The organism is Streptococcus mitis, from assembly GCF_003942795.1.
Taxonomy (GTDB): domain Bacteria; phylum Bacillota; class Bacilli; order Lactobacillales; family Streptococcaceae; genus Streptococcus; species Streptococcus mitis_BJ.
The window spans coordinates 1-17,756 of the sequence record NZ_RJNY01000002.1 but is presented as its reverse complement, the minus strand read 5'-3'; the positions used below and the strand labels follow the sequence as shown (position 1 = coordinate 17,756).

The 17,756-nt window shown below is 40.0% G+C and carries 10 protein-coding genes and 1 pseudogene; 1 reads left to right on the top strand and 10 read right to left on the bottom strand.

Annotated elements, in window-relative coordinates; translation table 11 throughout:
- Window positions 1-131: 131 nt before the first annotated feature.
- Together D8847_RS01170 and D8847_RS01165 are read right to left on the bottom strand one after the other, a co-directional pair.
- Window positions 132-6,599 (bottom strand): SpGH101 family endo-alpha-N-acetylgalactosaminidase, encoded by a 6,468-nt coding sequence (locus D8847_RS01170; RefSeq protein WP_125840327.1) that lies wholly within the window; start codon window positions 6,597-6,599, stop codon window positions 132-134.
- A 268-nt stretch (window positions 6,600-6,867) separates the two neighbouring features.
- Window positions 6,868-8,850, bottom strand: a complete 1,983-nt coding sequence (locus tag D8847_RS01165; protein ID WP_125840326.1) for a peptide ABC transporter substrate-binding protein — start codon at window positions 8,848-8,850, stop codon at window positions 6,868-6,870.
- Window positions 8,851-9,099: 249 nt separating this feature from the next.
- On the opposite strand from D8847_RS01165, the gene rfbD reads away from it, so the two are divergent.
- On the top strand, window positions 9,100-9,954 hold the full coding sequence (gene rfbD, locus D8847_RS01160; RefSeq protein ID WP_125840325.1) for a dTDP-4-dehydrorhamnose reductase: 855 nt from the start codon (window positions 9,100-9,102) through the stop codon (window positions 9,952-9,954).
- Window positions 9,955-10,014: 60 nt separating this feature from the next.
- Here rfbD and rfbB read toward each other — a convergent pair whose 3' ends face one another.
- From rfbB to D8847_RS01120, 8 genes and pseudogenes are all read right to left on the bottom strand, one after another.
- Entirely contained in the window at window positions 10,015-11,061 is a 1,047-nt protein-coding gene (gene rfbB, locus D8847_RS01155; RefSeq protein WP_125840324.1) for a dTDP-glucose 4,6-dehydratase, read from the bottom strand.
- An 18-nt stretch (window positions 11,062-11,079) separates the two neighbouring features.
- Window positions 11,080-11,673, bottom strand: coding sequence for a dTDP-4-dehydrorhamnose 3,5-epimerase family protein (locus D8847_RS01150; protein WP_125840323.1), 594 nt, complete (start codon window positions 11,671-11,673; stop codon window positions 11,080-11,082).
- Window positions 11,674-12,543 carry a glucose-1-phosphate thymidylyltransferase RfbA gene (rfbA, locus tag D8847_RS01145; protein ID WP_125840322.1) on the bottom strand — a complete coding sequence of 290 codons (870 nt, stop codon included), beginning with the start codon at window positions 12,541-12,543 and terminating at the stop codon, window positions 11,674-11,676.
- A gap of 71 nt (window positions 12,544-12,614) precedes the next feature.
- On the bottom strand, window positions 12,615-13,667 hold the full coding sequence (locus tag D8847_RS01140) for a sugar transferase (RefSeq protein WP_125840321.1): 1,053 nt from the start codon (window positions 13,665-13,667) through the stop codon (window positions 12,615-12,617).
- Between the two features lie 27 nt (window positions 13,668-13,694).
- Window positions 13,695-14,798 carry a UDP-galactopyranose mutase gene (gene glf / locus D8847_RS01135; RefSeq protein WP_125840320.1) on the bottom strand — a complete coding sequence of 368 codons (1,104 nt, stop codon included), beginning with the start codon at window positions 14,796-14,798 and terminating at the stop codon, window positions 13,695-13,697.
- A gap of 13 nt (window positions 14,799-14,811) precedes the next feature.
- A complete protein-coding gene (locus tag D8847_RS01130) occupies window positions 14,812-15,810 on the bottom strand; it encodes an acyltransferase (protein WP_125840319.1) in 999 nt (332 codons plus the stop codon).
- A 1-nt stretch (window position 15,811) separates the two neighbouring features.
- The gene (locus D8847_RS01125; protein ID WP_125840318.1) at window positions 15,812-17,227 is read right to left on the bottom strand and encodes a flippase; all 1,416 of its coding nucleotides are present in this window, start codon (window positions 17,225-17,227) and stop codon (window positions 15,812-15,814) included.
- A gap of 43 nt (window positions 17,228-17,270) precedes the next feature.
- Window positions 17,271-17,756 (bottom strand): annotated as a pseudogene (locus D8847_RS01120) (polymerase); the annotation flags it as partial.

Here is a 17,756-nt window from a genome sequence, read left to right as displayed (position 1 = left end):
TTTCCTTTCATCCGCTTACGCTAGTAAGCGTTATCATTTCTCCTTTTAAAAAGGAGAGAACCAAGAGGTCCTCTCCGGCTGTTTGTTCCTTTTTGATTTGAGTTGTTTTGAACTGCTGAAATCAAATCTCATTACTCTTCTTTACGTTTTGTCGCAAGGACCGCAGCAGATAAAGCGATACTCACACTTGCTAAGAAGAGGGCTGCTTCTGAACTATGTTCTCCTGTAGCAGGAAGTTTCTCTTCTTTATCTTCCAGAGTTTGGGTATCAGATACTGGGCTTGGAGTGAGCGGGTACTCAGGTTTTTCAACTGTTGGAGCTGCTTGATCTCCAGCGGTAGCCAATACACCTGTGTAGGCTGGTTTCTCGTTTACCAAGGCTTGAACCGCATTGACGCCGCCCTTAAACTCTGGGGCTTCATTGACAGCTGCTTCAACTGCATTAACCCCACCCTTGAACTCAGGGACTTCATGTACAGCTGCCTCTGCCGCATTAACTCCTCCCTTGAACTCAGGAACTTCATGTACAGCTGCTTCTGCTGCATTGATGCCACCTTTGTATTCTGGGGCCTCATTAACAGCTGCTTCAACCGCATTGACTCCTCCCTTGAACTCAGGAACCTCATGTACAGCTGCTTCTGCCGCATTAACTCCTCCCTTGAACTCAGGTACATCAAGAACTGATGGTTGTTCTTCACCCTTGCTACTTGTTGGAGCGTCTGGTTTCGTAGCAGAATCTTTTAATTGGTTGAGATAGTCTGCGAAGTAGGCCACCATTCTTTCCGTCAAGAGATGGTTATCCGTCGCATATTTCATGCTTGCCTGAACGCTAGCCACTTCCTCTTGATTGTCTTTGTCTGTTAATTTTTGAGCCTTAGCCAAAGCTGCTTCATAGCCTGACAAGTCAAGAGGTATTTCTGCTACTTGTGGACGGGTAAAGATGAGTTCCGCTGCAGATTGGTATTTATCACCACCATCTCCGTAAGTCTTAGTACCAGTAAGGACAATTTTCTTAGCCTTGATTGTCTTGCCAAAATCAATGTCTTTTGGCTTGTTGTTATCTGGCCAATCTGTCACGGTGAAGGTATGCTCCTTGCCAGACTCATCTGTGACAACCAGTTTCACATCACGCAAGTTCCCATTTGAACCTGAACCACGTGGTACATAACGAAGTCCAGTGATTTCAGTTGGTTCTTTCAAGACCATGGTTGCAGGCTTGCCTACATCTCCTCCATTCCAAGATGTATGCCATAGGCTAGATACATTACCATCAAAGGCATTCTCAAGACCTTCACCTGGTTGAGCTGGCGCATCCAAACTTTCAAAGTCTTCTGCTACCAAGGCTGTTTTCTTCTGAACCAAAGCATTCTTCAGAGCTTCAATCTTGGCAATCTCTGCACGCGCTTCTTCAACACTGATATCATCATCGGCCTGACTGATGTTAAAGACCGCCTCTTTCAAAGCATCCATAGACTCTTTGGTGTAATTAGTCATGGCTACAGTTGGCAAGTAGTTCTTCAGTGCATTTTCTGTCAGCATCTTACCAGTTAGGGTAATTTCTTCGATTTGAAGATTATCCATCATGAAGTCATTGTAACCACGGAAGTTGGCATTTCCGCCAGCATCTCCATGAGTATTGCTTGCGTTTCCAGTTGAGTAGATACCTACCCAAGTATCGCCTGTTTCTGCACCTGTCACGAGGAAGGTTACTTTCTTAGCTTTCTTAGAATCCGTCCAAGTATTTGGCAATTCATGCATTTCCAAGTTGCTTGCTTGAGTACCACGACGACCTGACTGGAATTCTCCCTTACCGACTACAAAGGCATAGGTATTGTCTGATCCTGCTTCATATTCAAAGGTTACGCGATAAGTCTTACCTGCTTCAAAACGGAAGTTTTGCGGAATGGTTTGGTAAACCAAGTTACGACGGCTCACTAGTCCATTTGTCTTCAATGACCAATTTCCTTCGATAACATCATCGACTTTCTTACCGTTCCAACCACGTTGTGTATATGGATCATGCTTTTCAGACAAGTGAGTGCGGTTATCTTCAACACCTTCGACACCACCTACTACAAATGGGAAGATTCCTTGAGCTACATTTTCAAAGTCTTGTTTGAAGGTTCCTTGACCTGTATCATGCTTGTCTCCGTACATGCTTGAATTGTTTTCAAAGGTACGAATTTCATCAAAGTAAGTTGCTTCATCACCAGCTTCACGACTCAATGTCAAAGTAACATTTGATACGTCCGATCCAGTTGTAAAGAAGGCGTACATATTTTGGAAGTAACTTGTATCATCAACTGTAGCATTTTCACGACGATTGTTATGAGCATATGCTTTGATGTAGTTGAGAGCGAGTGACTTATTGGTATAAGTAGTCACTTCTTTCTCGCCAGTATTCACTGTGATACTTGCCTTAGCATTACTACGGTTATCGACACCAACATAAACCGCATACTTGGTATTTGGTTTCAAGCCAGTCAGTTTCTGAGTAAGGCTGACCTTGCTCTTATTGCCTTGGATACGAAGCATTTCATTTGCGCCTTGTGATTTGACAATTTCTGCCTTGGAAGCATCACCAGAAATGGTCCAGTGTTTCAAGGTTCCACTGTTAAATCCTTGGTCATAGATATGCATGCCTTCGCTCCATGACATTTCAGGATTGGTTTGTTTTGAACGGTAAAGAACGTATGGTTGATTCGATAGAAGGTCTAGGGTAATCTTGCCATCTTTTACAGTTAGTTCTTGCTCTTCTGTCTTACCTTGGTCAGTTAGCTTGTAAAGGTAAACCTTGCTATTTGCCCAATCGCTTGGAAGTGTCCAAGTTGTTGCACCAGCTTGCGTATTGAAGTAGTACATTTTTTCCTTATCAGCAGGAAGTTTCTTACCATTTGCATCCCAGTTCCAGGGAGTCAAGTAAGCTGAACCATCTTGGATGACACGTCCGTTGAGCGTTACTGTACGTTCACGGTATTGTGGGCTATTGACATCATTTGACTTACGAGTCACAACAACCTTGTTACCTGCTGCATCGACTAGCTCAACCTTCATTTCTGGAGTCCATTTATAGGTGCTACCGTTATCAGACATGGTAACTGGTGTTCCATTTTCCCATTTGCTTACAGTGAAGTGTTGGAAGTACTTGGTCATGACATCATGGGCAAATAAGTTGGTTACGTAGCCATTGTAGTCGCTTCTTCCTTGCCAACCTTCAAAGTCTTTCATGCTGTAGCCACCTAGGAGTGGGTAGTCGGCTGCACCACCGTAACTTCTATAATCCCCAACCCAAGAATCTTTTTGGTGGTTGCGGATAAAGCGGGTGATAGCACTGTTGATACCTTTATTAGTATAGCCACCATAGGTCAAGTCAGCTGCCCAGTGTTGGAAGGTAGAGTCGTATTCACCACCATGGCCCCACTCGATCGCAAAGCGCCAACCTTGTTTGTTGATCTCTTTAGCGAGAACGTGAGTAGCCCAGGCACCGTTATCACCTGATTGACCATTGCCCCATACGTCCACATAGATAAAGTCGAGACCTTCACCAAGTTTTTTCTTCAAGTCTTCCCAGCGAGCCAAACGTCCATGCGCTAAATCATAAGCAGCATCAATGTTGATACCTTGGTCTAGCCAGTTCCATCCGTAGCTGTAGCTTCCATCTGGATTCTTACGAAGAATATTTTCATTAAAGTATTTAGACTCAGGATAAGTCTCAGAAGCGTTAACATGGATACCTAGATGAGCTCCATATTTCTTCGCTTTCTCAATCAAGGTCTTGAAGTCTTCAACACCACCAATACGTTTACCAATATCAGCATAGTTCAAGTGTCCAGAGTCATGACCTTCACTACCATATCCTTTAAGGAGAACACCTTGCCCAAGACCATCTGTGTGGAGATTGATTTTCTTGATACCATCTAGAGTCATGAGGAATGGGTTTTGTGCTTGTGAGCCAAAGTTCATCGCGATACGATAAGCTGTAATATCCTTAACTTTTTCCCAACCTTGAGGGTTGTTCATAATGCTACGATAAGCAATGGCACCATCTTGCCAATCGACTTTATTGTCAGCATTGGCATCTTCAGTGATAACAACCTTAGCACTTGGAAGTTCCTTGGTGTACTCTGGGAAAACAATGCCCTTATAAGCTTTTTCCCATTGCCATTCAGAGCTGTGGATTCCTACATAGTTGGCATTTCCAACTGTTTCTTTATAAACTGTCAAACGAGTCCAGTCATAAGAACCTCCACCGTAGCTGTTTTGAGAGTTGCTCCAAACACCTGCAGCAAGCTTATCTGTAGAAACAAATCCATACATGTAACCCTTAGCCAAGTCTTTCATTGGATTGGTTACATCGATATGATCATCTCCGCTGACATGCGTATTGTTTGACATGGTTGCCCCATCAAACTTAGCCCCAGCTTGATCACTTGAAACAGAGACTAAAGCATTACCAAGGAAACTAATAGAAGAAAGCAGTTTTCTTTCATCATCAATCTTTTGACCTGGAGTGACTTGATTATGGTTGACAATCTTGGTCACATCAAAGTGCAATTGATTGTCCACAACTTGCAAACGAACTGTCATTTCTGCATTGATTAGATTTTTCTCATCACGGAGTTTCATCAAGTACTCTGCAGTTGTCTCATTGATTTTTTTATAGGTAACTTCAGGTGTGACTTCGTGTTTATTGATAAAGACTTTATTGAATTGTTGGACTTGTCCTGGCAAGGTATGCCCGTTCAAACTATATTCTTTAATACGTGGGAAGGCTTGGTCGATTACTGCCTTGAGGACCTTAGACTGAATCGTATCATAAGTCACCTTGCTATCGTCAACAACTGGACCTGTTTCTTTCTGGGCAGGAGTATCATCTGCTTTTACACCTTCTTGATTGTCCGTTTTAACGCTGACAACTGTACGCTCATTGCCATAGGAACCAGCTTTTAGGACGATTTTCTTCTCATTTTTGAAAGTTTCATTAACAGCTGCTGGCAAAGTGACCGTATCAAAGAGTTTCTCATCATTATTCGTTGCATTGAGTTGTCCATCTGACTTGAGGGTAATTGATAGGCGGTTAATTGTTCCTGTCTCAGGCGCTGCTACACGTCCCCCCTTATACCAGGTGCTATCGGTTGGAGATTTATACTCCCAGAACCAGCCGTCCTTGTCATAACCAACAAAAACATTGTTCTTGGTATCTTTAAATTTCAAGAAGACACCAAAGCGTGATTTGCCCTTTTCAGAATCATCTTTGAAGGTTAAATCAACCGTCGCATTTCCATTAGCATCAACTGTCAATCCTTGTTTTTCAAACAAGGCTGGTTTATCGCCATTGTCGTTCTGTGCAGTTGAGGACAATTGATTGTAGCGGACACCTTTTTCTTCACGAACCGTAACTGTTCCTTGTTGCTCTTTATTCACTACCGTTTGCCATTCAGGGGTTACCGTCTTAGGGGGTTCAGGTTTAGCAGCTGCAGGTTTATCCTCTTTTGGTTTTTCTTCAGCCGGTTTTTCTTTCTCTTCCAAGTCTGCTGGTTTCACACTTGAAATTCCCTGCATGTGGTCTTGGATCCATTTTAGTTGAGCTGGTGAGAAGAGAATGCCTCCGCTCCGTTTTCCAACTACACCATTTTGGTGAACACCGACTAGTTTGCCTTCTGTATCAAAGATACCGCCGCCACTAGCACCCGGTTTTCCTCCTTGGTAACCAATCCCTTGGACACCTTCTCCGTATGGTTCCGCAAAATCAACTGTAGTATTGACAATCGGATTCAATTTCCCTTCTGGATAACCAAAGACATGAAGTTTATCTCCGATTTTCTTAACTACTGGTTTTTTAGTTACTTCAACAGGCGTATTTTCTAGAACTGTACGCAATCTCACAAGGGCCAAATCATTTTTGAAGCCCTTCAAATAGCCTTCACGATCCCAATGAATGATATCTTTCTTGCTAAACTTGACATCTGGCAATCCTGGATATGAGATGCTATAGATATCTCCATCCCCTTGGTCATTATCCACAACCTTACGGATATTGCCGTCTTGGCTGTCCTTGATAAAGTTATGAGAAACCGTCAAGACAAGGTCTTTAGCAACGACAATACCGCTACCTTCTCCTGATGGCGTCTTAATCTTAACAGTCGCGCCGTAGTTTAATTCCCCATTGGTAGTCTTAGCCACATCTTCTGGGACGAGCTTCCCAGTATCTTGGGCCAATTGATCCTTGTCAACTTCGCGCCCATTGTCTTCAGTTTTCTCCAACTTACCTTCTAATTCTTTTGGCAGATTGCTTGGCTTTTCAGACTTTTCTTTTTCTTGAGCCAACAACTCTTCTTCTGTTTGAGGGCCTTCAGTTGTTTCAGCTGAACCAGGATTCTGAGCGGCAGCTTCCTTGTCAAAATCGTGCCCCTCATCACTAGCCTTCTTATCCAAATCAGCTAGTTCACTCGGCAAATTATCTGTTGAACCAACTCTTGCTTGATCAGCTAATACTGGGCTAGTTGCGAAGAAAGTCGCTCCAATCATCACCGAAGCTACTCCAAGCGTAAACTTACGAATACTGAACTTACAGCGTTTTTCAAAAAATCGTTTATCCATAAACTCCTTAATCCTTTCACTTCACAGTAAGCGTTTACATTTCTTTTTTAAAAAATACTCCTTTCTCTGAAAGTACCGTGCTTAACTGTCATAAATAAAAAAATAATTATACTTTTAATATAACAAATAATGCCTGAGAAAGCAATAGGAAAAAGGAAAATTCGCAAAAATTTCTCAAGATGTCCTAAATTTAAAAGCTCGCTTTAAAGATATAAAAAGGACTTAGCCCCCAAGAGGAATACTAAATCCTTTCTCATATCCTGTAAAATTATTTCACATGGTTTGCGAGGTCTTCTTGAGCCTTCTTATTAGACTCTTCTTTTTCTTTCAACCAATTTTCTTGAGCTCTTTGATACTCTTCTGTTGTTACCGCCTTATCTTGTACATCTAGGTATTTATACAAGAGGGCTTCGCTCATACCCTTGTTACCAGAGTATGCAAACGGAAGTGTAAATGGTACCATCTTAGACAACATTGGACGACCAGTTTGAGAAGTTGTTGGGATGAGCAAGGCACTGTCTGTCAACCAAGCTTGAGCAGCAGCATATTTTTCATAACGTTTTGAAACGTCAGTAGTTTCTTCCCCAGCTTCCACAACCATTTTTTCGTAGTCTTCCAAACCAACTTGCTTGGCAGCAGCGTTGTTTGTTCCTGAGTCAAATCCTAGGTAAGTCTTTGTATTTTCCCCTACAGATGGTTTGATAATATCAAGGTAGGTAGAAGGGTCTGCAAAGTCTGGAGACCAACCCACGTTATCTGAGATATCCCAGTCTTCTCCAGCAGCAGTTTCAGCGAAGTAGGTAATGTTTTGAACATCATCTTTTTGGAGCTGTTGGATATCGACAACCACATTATCTGATCCTAAGTTTTCTTCAACTGACTGTTTAAAAGATTGGACACGTTGAACTTTTGTTGTATTGGTTTGGTCTACAGGCATGTCCAAGTGGATTGGGAATTTCACACCCTCCGCTTGGAGAGCTGTCTTAGCTTTAGCAAATTCTGCTTTGGCCTTATCCGGGTTGTAGAGTCCATCTTGAGCATCATCCAAGTTCACGTTGCTCCACTCGTCACCATAAGTCACCAATTTGTCTTTGACCATTTCGCCAAAGTTCTTTCCATCTGCCTGTACAAATGTAGGAGGAACAAACAAGTTACGAAGCAGTTTAGTTGCCCCGCTTGCACCATTTACTTGAGAAGCATAGGCCGTTCTATCGAAACCAAAAGCAAGAGCTTGACGGAAGTCCTTGTTTAAAAGAGCTTTCTTGGTTGATGTTTTTTCTTCATCCGTTGTCTTAGAAGTGTACTTATAAGACTGACGATCGATATTCGTACCTACCAAATAAGTAGTAGAGTCTTGTTGTGTATAAACGATATTGTCTTTAAATGCCTTTTCAGTCTCTGTGTAGCTAGCGCTTGTTGGGACGAGACGAGCCATTGTAAAGCTACCGTCTTTGAAAGCTTCAGTTGGTTTGTTGGTATCTTGTCCATCCCAGAATGATAATTTAACCTTATCGATATGGACATTGTCCTTATCCCAGTAGTTAGGATTTTTCGCAAATTCGACAGAAGATTTAGCAACAATTGATTTAAGTAAGAATGGACCATTGTAGAGAATACTGCTTGAATCAGTTCCCTTAGCGAAGTCATCCCCTTTGGAGTTCAAGAACTCTTCATTTACTGGAGCCAAAACTCCCATCGTTGTCTTAGAATTCCAGAAGCTTTCTGGCTTGTTCAATGTGTACTGAACTGTATAATCATCAAGGGCCTTGATTCCTACTTGAGAGAAGTCTGTAATTTCTCCTTTCACATATGCGTCCAATCCTTTGATTGATTCTTGAACTAAATAAAGACCATCAGATTTTTTATCAGCAGCATATTTAAGTCCTGTTACAAAGTCTTGAGCTTTGACTTCTGCGTATTCCTCACCTTCAGAGGTATACCATTTTGCATCCTTACGAAGCGTATACGTGTAAGTCAAGCCGTCCTTAGATACAGACCAATCCTCAGCCATAGATGGCACAAAGTTACCATAGCGGTCATTTTCGAGCAAGCCATCGATAACGTTGCTCGTAATATTTGATGTAGCTGCCTTACCAGTTGTCAAATAGTTTAGGTTATCAGGATCCGTTTCATAAATGTATGAGAATGTCTTCTCACCTTTAGCACTTGAACTTGATCCAGAGCACGCAGCCAGAGTACCAGCTGCCAATAATGTCACACCCGCAAGGGCAAGTAATTTTGAACTTTTCATCATTTTCTCCTTTAAAATTTACATTCCATTATAGACCCTTTTCAGAAAGTTGTCAACAGAATTTTCAGAATTTTTGAATGATTTTAGCATTTTCTGAAAAATATTTTTTTGATAGATAGCCATAGTATTAAATTCCAATTTGTATAACTTACGATTTCCAAAATACAAACGGTCAAACCAAAGGTAAAAATCAGATTTTTTATCATTTTTTTGCTATGATTAGATAGAAGAAAAGCTAAGGAGGAGACAATGATATTAATTACAGGTGCAAATGGTCAGCTCGGTACCGAACTACGTTATTTACTAGATGAACGAAATGTGGACTATGTTGCAGTGGATGTGGCCGAAATGGATATCACTAATGCTGAAATGGTTGATAAGGTATTTGCTGAGGTCAAGCCAACTCTAGTCTATCATTGTGCAGCCTACACTGCTGTTGATGCGGCAGAAGATGAGGGAAAAGAACTGGATTTTGCCATAAACGTAACTGGAACTGAAAATGTAGCCAAGGCCTCTGAGAAATACGGAGCTACCCTGGTCTATATCTCAACAGACTATGTCTTTGATGGGAAAAAAACAGTCGGACAAGAATGGGAAGTTGATGACCTACCCGATCCGCAGACAGAGTACGGGCGTACCAAGCGAATGGGTGAAGAACTCGTTGAAAATCTTACATCACAGCATTATATCATCCGTACTGCTTGGGTCTTTGGAAATTATGGCAAAAACTTTGTCTTTACCATGCAAAATCTTGCCAAAACCCATAAAACTCTCACTGTAGTTAACGACCAACACGGTCGCCCAACCTGGACACGTACCTTGGCTGAGTTCATGACCTACTTGACTGAAAATCAAAAAGAATTTGGCTACTACCACTTATCAAATGACTCAACTGAAGACACCACTTGGTATGACTTTGCTGTTGAAATTCTTAAGGACAGTGATGTTGAAGTAGTACCAGTAGACTCCAGCAAGTTCCCTGCTAAGGCTAAACGTCCCCTCAACTCAACCATGAGTTTAGCCAAAGCGAAGGCGACAGGTTTTGTCATTCCAACATGGCAAGATGCCCTTAAAGAGTTTTATAAACAAGAAGTAAGAAAATAAAAGATTACTACATACATAAAAAGCAAGAGACTTTGAGTTCTCTTGCTTTTTAGTATGCATTTAGTTAATTACTTGTTGCGTTTTAGCATAGTTAGCCTCTACCGCTTCTTTTTCAGATTTCCACCAGTCTTGGTTATCTGTATACCATTTGATGGTCTCTTTGAGGCCTGCTTCAAAGTTGGTAAACTCGGGTTTCCATCCTAGTTCATCACGAAGCTTGCTAGCGTCAATTGCATAGCGAAGGTCGTGACCAGCTCGGTCCGTCACATGATCATAAGCATCAGCTGGTTGCCCCATCTCCTTGAGGATGAGTTCCAGCACTTCCTTGTTGTTCTTCTCGCCATCCGCACCAATCAAGTAGGTTTCACCGATTTGACCTTTGGTCAAAATTGTCCAAACACCTGAAGAATGGTCATTGGTATGGATCCAGTCACGGACATTCTTACCCTCACCATAGAGTTTTGGCTTGATACCACTCAAGATATTGGTGATTTGGCGCGGAATGAACTTCTCAATATGCTGGTAAGGACCATAGTTGTTTGAACAGTTAGAAATCGTCGCTTTCACGCCAAAAGAGCGAACCCAAGCTTTGACGATCAAGTCTGAAGCTGCCTTTGTTGATGAGTAAGGCGAGCTTGGATTGTACTTGGTTTCAGCTGTAAACTTCTCACCTGGACCTTCTCCATGACCTGGCAAATCTTCACGCAGAGGCAGATCCCCATAGACTTCGTCAGTCGACACATGGTGGAAACGAAGGTCATATTTACGAGCTGCTTCCAATAGAGTGTAGGTCCCAATGAAGTTAGTGTAGATAAAGGGGCTCGGGTCATTGAGCGAGTTGTCATTATGGCTTTCTGCAGCGTAATGAACGATAGCATCCGCTTCAGCCGCTAACTTGTCTACCAAGGTTGCATCAGCAATATCTCCAACAACCAACTCAACACGATCACCTAAAATTTCTTCAATATTGGCACGATTACCCGCATAAGTCAGCTTGTCCATCACTGTCACATGGACGTCTGGAAAGTTCTTGTAAACATAATGAACAAAGTTAGAACCGATAAAACCAGCCCCACCTGTCACGATAATATTCTTGTATTCAGTCATTTTTATTCCTTAACTTTTTTACAAATCTTCTTTTCTTAGTGGTTTGACATCCTTAAGTAGGGGATGATGTTTATCAGCTTCTGAGACTTCTGCTGCTTCTAGGTTTTCCCACTGGATGCCCAAAGCTGGATCTGCATAGTTGACAAAGGCATATTTAGGCTTGAGTTCAAGTGCCCAGTAGTCATTGACCAGATAGCTATAAGAAACTGTATCCGAGAGTACTTGGAAACCATTGGCTACGCCACGAGGGACAAAGATTCCCTTACTTGCATCAATCTCGGTCTGATAAACATTTCCAAAAGTCTCACCTTCACGTAGGTCAACCCAAGAACCCAAAACTTTCCCATTGTCTGCTACTGAAATATACTTGTCCCAAGGTTCGGCATGGAGGCCTCGAAGAACATTTTTACGAGAAAAGCTGACATTATTTTGCAGTTTCCCTTCAGCAAAGAAGCTTTCAGGAAAGCCAAGTGGCACCATCTTTTCCTTCTGGAAATTTTCCTTAAACCAGCCACGATTGTCTCCATGAACTGGAATGTCAAACTCTAACAAACCTGGAATGGCATCAATCTTACGCACTGCAAGTGTCTTGCCGAAAAAATTATCAGTCATCTAGATTTCTCCAATCAAACGGAGCAAGTATTGCCCGTATTCATTCTTCTTAAGAGGTTGCGCCAATTCCAGTACATCTTCACGACTGATATAACCCATACGATAGGCAATTTCTTCCAGATTGGCAACCTGAACATTTTGCATTCGTTGAACCGTTTCGATATATTGGGAAGCCTCTAACAGACTCTCATGCGTCCCTGTATCTAACCAGGCGAAACCACGCCCCATAACCTCAACAGACAAATCCCCACGTTTCAAATAAGCATTGTTAACATCTGTGATTTCCAACTCGCCACGAGCGCTGGGGTTGATCTGTTTGGCAATCTCTACAACATCATTATCATAGAAATAAAGACCTGTCACGACATAGTTGGAGCGAGGATACTCCGGTTTTTCTTCTATGGAAATGGCATTCATGTCTTCATCGAACTCGACCACACCAAAACGCTCTGGGTCCTTCACTTGATAACCAAAAACAGTCGCACCTTTCTCTTTCTTGGCTGCCTTTTGAAGCATTCTGCTCAAGCCAGGTCCATGATAGATATTATCTCCCAAGATCAAAGCAACACTATCGTCACCGATAAATTCTTCACCAATAAGAAAAGCCTGAGCAAGTCCATCTGGACTTGGCTGTTCCGCATAAGAAAGTTTAATCCCAAATTCGGAACCATCCAAGAGCAGATCCTTAAAGCGGGGTAAATCCTGTGGTGTCGAGATGATCAAAATGTCCTTAATCCCAGCCAACATCAGGGTTGACAAAGGATAGTAAATCATGGGTTTATCATAAACTGGCATCAGCTGTTTTGACGCAGCTCGAGTAAGTGGGTACAATCGGGTACCTGAACCACCCGCAAGAATAATACCTTTCATAATAGATTTCCTTTCTGGCTAATTACCTATCCTATATTTTATTTCATTTTGTCCCAAATTCCCTAAGGAATTTACTTTAATTTGGATAAGGCAGCTTTTAAATAGGCTCCGTCTCGAAGATCAGCTCCAACTTTCCTAGCCTGTTCTGAAAGTTCCTTGTAGTCTTGAAGTGTCAAATCATCTAGTACTTTTTGGAGGTCGTGTAGAGAATCAACTGCTATCCCACACTGTTTGTCCAGTACAAAGTGGGCCAGAGCCGACTCTTTCCAAACTACGACAGGAAAGCCCGAAGCCAAATAAAGAGAGGCCTTATGCGAATTGTTAAAACGTAGGTAATTTCCGTAAGAACCTTGGCAAGTTTCTGAACTATCACCATCCCACACCAAACCAAAACTACCTTGAAGAGCAGCTGGGAGGTCATCCGGCATAAAGGAACCAAAGTAGGTAGTGTTTTTCAATGCACGACTTTCATCATAGCCCACTCCATACAAATTATAGGCTGGTTGGTCTGGCAAGTTATAAAGATAACCTGACTTTGCAGGGTTCAAATTTCCAGCTATGATAATAGGCTGGTCTTTTTGGGGATTTGGTTTTTCAGCAAAGTTAGGAATCAAGTAGTCAAAAATCTCCAAGCTAACCATTTTATCTGCTTGCACTCCTTGACCTACCAAAACTTTCTTCATGATATCGTTATGAACGATAATCCCATCTACTGACATCAGAGCTTTCTTCTCTTGGAAGTAATTTCTCACTTTATGACGGAATTTCACTTCCGAACCTGCTGCATGACGCAAAGTTTCAACATCATGGATCAACAGATAGAATTTTGCTCCTCTTTTTTGCGCCTGCTTGATGAGTTGTGAGATGAAAAATGTATGGTGGATAATAGGGAACTGAATCACCAATTCATCTCCAGCTCCCAACTGATCAAACACAGACTTGGTCGCACGATATTTGTGTTGTTGAGCTTTAAAGAAATTCATCTTATACCAATTCTCAACCTTGAGTTCCAAGTCCTCATAACCCTCTGAGATTAGAATAGCTTCCACGTCATTTCGTGCCTTACTCCCTGCATTCTTTTCGTGTGCATTATGCAGAAATGAATCTTTCAGATAATATTTCACCTTTTCTCCCCTTTATCTGTGATATTCTTAGATGCTCCCTAGTTCTTCTTCTACCACATCCAATGCGCGTTCAACAGTTACATGCATATCATAGTATTTATAATCTGCCAAGCGACCACAGAAGATAACGTGGCCATTTTTCTCAGCTTCTGCTAGATACTGCTCGTAAATGGCATTGTTTTTGGCATCATTGATTGGATAATAAGGTTCATCACCACGTTTCCAATCAGCAGGATATTCACGCGTGATAACTGTCCTTGGCTGTGTTCCATATTCGAAGTGCTTGTGTTCAATAATGCGGGTATAAGGAATTTTACGTTCTGTATAGTTTACAACTGCGTTTCCTTGATAGTTATCCTCATCTAGAACTTCATGCTCAAAACGGAGACTGCGATACTCAAGTTCACCAAATTTATAATCAAAGAACTGATCAATCATCCCTGTGAAGACAATCTTAGTTGCTGAAGCCTCCAAGTTCTCCCGATTTGCAAAGAAATCGGTATTGAGCTCTACTTCGATTCCTTCCAACAACTTTTCGATGATGACATTGTAACCACCAATTGGAATTCCTTGGTAACGGTCGTTGAAATAATTGTTATCATAGGTCAATCGAACAGGTAAACGCTTGATGATAAAAGGTGGTAGTTCAGTAGCAGAACGCCCCCATTGCTTTTCGGTGTAGCCCTTGATTAGCTTTTCATAGACATCCGTACCAATCAACTTAATGGCTTGTTCCTCTAAGTTTTTTGGCTCAACATCTTGCATGTGCGTCGTCTGCTCAGCAATCTTGTCCTTGACTTCTTGAGGTGTCTTTGTCCCCCACAAAGCATAGAAAGTATTCATGTTAAAAGGCAGATTGTAAAGATGTCCTTGATAGTTGGCAATAGGCGAGTTGATATAGTTGTTAAATTCAGCAAATTGATTTACATAATCCCAGACTTTTTTGTTTGAAGTATGGAAAATGTGGGCACCGTACTTGTGAACGTTGATACCTTCAACGTCCTCACAGTAGATATTACCACCAATATGATTACGCTTATCAATCACTTTTACTTTTTTCCCACGCTTGGTTGCTTCATAAGCAAAAATTGCTCCCGACAAACCAGCACCAACGATTAGATAGTCGTACATTTTGTTCTCCTTTTTATAATTTAACAATTCGATTGAAATAAGGGATTTTCATTAACATTCCAACAATAATAAAACTAACACATAAGGTAAATATAGCAAAAAGTAAATATGCTCCTACAAAACTAAAACCAAATAGTTTTTCCCACACTTTCATAATATAAGTGTGTATTATAAAGACACCCATAGTTTGGTTAGAAAGAAAAGTAATCCATTTGTTGTTATCTTGATTCAATGCAAGTGAGAATATGGTTAGAAAAATTCCTAAACTTACAACTTTTACAAATAGAAGATCATAAAAATATTCAGCAAAAAAATTATGGTAAGTGGTTCTTGCTAAGAAAAATAATATTAAAGGCGAAACCAGGAACAAAAGTACTACGATTATTTCCATCCATCTCTTAAACCTATTTTTGATAATATCTTTGTCAAATTGAGCTATAAAGCCACCTAAAAGATAATAGAAAAACCAAGTCCATAACCTAAAGGTTTGTATAACATATGTTTGTATTGGCATTTGAAGTACAATATTTGTTAACTCAAAAATCAAACCAACAACTAGCAATACAGATAGGATGTATAAATAACTTCTTTTTAAATTAAGGAATTTTTTCAAAACAGGCAAACTTATATAAATAATTATGAGTGCACCAAAAAACCAAAACTGGAAGAAATACCCCTTTTGTATCAAAGAACCTACAATTTTTTTAATTGGATTAACTGTAAAATCTCGTTTAAAAAGCCAAATGATTACCGACCATGACGATACTGTTATTAGAATCCATTTTACTTTCTGCAGTATATAGGAATAGGTAATCTCTCTCTTTCCTAACAATAAATAACCATTAACCATAAAAAATAAAGGGATAGAATAGGTTCCTAAGTAGTATAAATATGTCGAAAAATTCCATGAACCTGTCTCTTTAAATCCACCCATCGCTGTATGGAGTAGAACAACCCCAACACATGCAAGTACTTTTAGTAGATCTAAGTTAATATTTCGATATTTGCGCATTCTAATTTTTCCTAATTATTTGTTTTAATTCTTTCACATCTACCACTTTTAGAGATAGAATCGCAAAAAGGTAAATGATTCCACCAATCACAGCAAATGCTAAAACATTTATGGTTGGCGAAAAATGTATGACTGTTTTTGAAACTAGCAAGAGGCCATACATAATAGCTGATGCTAGAATAATCTTCATCATCGATCGGATAATCGGAACATCTTTTATATATTTGCGAGTAAAGAACAGTTGAATTGCCCAAACTAGCGCTTCTGTTAAGACAGACACGATTGCTGCTCCTATATAACCCAGCTTTGGAAGCAAGAGAAGATTTAATCCCACACTAACAATAGCAGGAATTGTTGTTGACAGCATAAACTCTTTATTTTTATTATGAGGTATTAATATTTGTATACCCATAATATTGGTCCAACCAATAAAGAACATTCTAAAAATCATAATTGCTATCGCATAGCGTACCTCTTGAAAATCTTGCCCCAGGAAAAAATTCACAAAATCATCATTTACAATTAACATTCCTGCCATAATAGGAAAAATAACTAAATTATAAATCAGAAATGACATCTCATGCATTTTGCTAACTGCTTTGTGATCTCCTGAGGATAAAAGATTTGAAACTCGTGGCAACATGACACTTCCTAACGAAGTCACCAGTGTTAGTAAAATATTAACAAGTTTCAAAGCTTGATCATAAATACCTACATCTCTTGTTGAGGCAAGAGTTCCAAGCATAGTGCTATCTAATGTCACATAAAGAGATATGGCAATCTGAGGCAAGAATAACAAGATGACCGGTTTCAAATGTTTCTTAGCGTACTTCAAATCAAAATGTGGTCTCCCAATAAATTGTCTTGCTGGTAGCCACATACTTAATTGTCCCAACAATTCAAAAATGGTAAGAAGAAATACATACAAGTATAAATCATTAGCTGATTTTACAAATAGGAAAATAGAGATGACACCAATCAACTTGACAGTAATATTCCGCACTGTGATCTTTCTAAAATCCTCCAAACCTTGAAACAACCACGAAATATCCAAACCTTTTGATACTAAACTCAATCCTAAAATATAAGCTACTGGATTTTGCATTGAAGGTAATAAGAAACAAAGAACAAGATAAAGTAAAATGGACAACCATGTTGCAGCAAACTGGAGAGAATAAATCCCCCAAAAATTCTTCTCAATTTCCTTACGATGAGCTGAAATTTCTTTTGTGCCATAGTTAGCAACACCAAGAGTTGCAAGCAAGATAAAATAGGTAACAATAGAGTTAAAGTAGCCATACGTTCCTAAATCATCAGAACTAAAAATCCTTGTTATATAGGGAGTCGTAATGATAGGAAGGATTATGAGTAATAACTGATAAGAAAGATTATAGGCATAATTTTTTAGAACTTTCATATTTGACTAGATTATTTTAACCCTTCCACATTCTATTTTTTATTTACTCAATATTTCTCTCATCGTTCATGATAAATAGTCGACTAATCAATAGAATAAGAGGTGAGTAACGAAGTACTAACATCTGAGGATCAAACATACCATGTATGGTCATAATTCCTATACAAGCTAGTACGATATCTCTTCTTTTTAATTTAAAATAGGATGCTACTCCTGTCAAAGCTGGTAACATAAATAAAGCAACCAATAAACCATCAATAACAAGTAGCTGAACAAATGAGCTATCAATGAAATTATAATCATTTGAAAGATTACCAAAAATATCAAATGTTTTAAATGATATTGGTTTACCTAAAATTGAAACCCCAAAATTATGAAATCCTTCTACACTCAATCTAAGGCGATTATGGGTAATTTTATCAGTCAAATGGTACAACACACCTGTTGAATAAAAGCAAAAATATAATATTATCATTAATGCTAACGTAAAACAATGATTCACTATCTTAGTTAACCAACTATTATCAAT

What these genes read in the sequence shown, in the direction of transcription:
- D8847_RS01165 (WP_125840326.1), bottom strand. Translation starts at nt 8,850, where the DNA reads ATGAAAAGTTCAAAATTACTTGCCCTTGCGGGTGTGACATTATTGGCA.
- rfbB (WP_125840324.1), bottom strand. Translation starts at nt 11,061, where the DNA reads ATGACTGAATACAAGAATATTATCGTGACAGGTGGGGCTGGTTTTATC.
- D8847_RS01130 (WP_125840319.1), bottom strand. Translation starts at nt 15,810, where the DNA reads ATGCGCAAATATCGAAATATTAACTTAGATCTACTAAAAGTACTTGCA.
- glf (WP_125840320.1), bottom strand. Translation starts at nt 14,798, where the DNA reads ATGTACGACTATCTAATCGTTGGTGCTGGTTTGTCGGGAGCAATTTTT.
- rfbA (WP_125840322.1), bottom strand. Translation starts at nt 12,543, where the DNA reads ATGAAAGGTATTATTCTTGCGGGTGGTTCAGGTACCCGATTGTACCCA.
- D8847_RS01150 (WP_125840323.1), bottom strand. Translation starts at nt 11,673, where the DNA reads ATGACTGATAATTTTTTCGGCAAGACACTTGCAGTGCGTAAGATTGAT.
- D8847_RS01125 (WP_125840318.1), bottom strand. Translation starts at nt 17,227, where the DNA reads ATGAAAGTTCTAAAAAATTATGCCTATAATCTTTCTTATCAGTTATTA.
- D8847_RS01170 (WP_125840327.1), bottom strand. Translation starts at nt 6,599, where the DNA reads ATGGATAAACGATTTTTTGAAAAACGCTGTAAGTTCAGTATTCGTAAG.
- rfbD (WP_125840325.1), top strand. Translation starts at nt 9,100, where the DNA reads ATGATATTAATTACAGGTGCAAATGGTCAGCTCGGTACCGAACTACGT.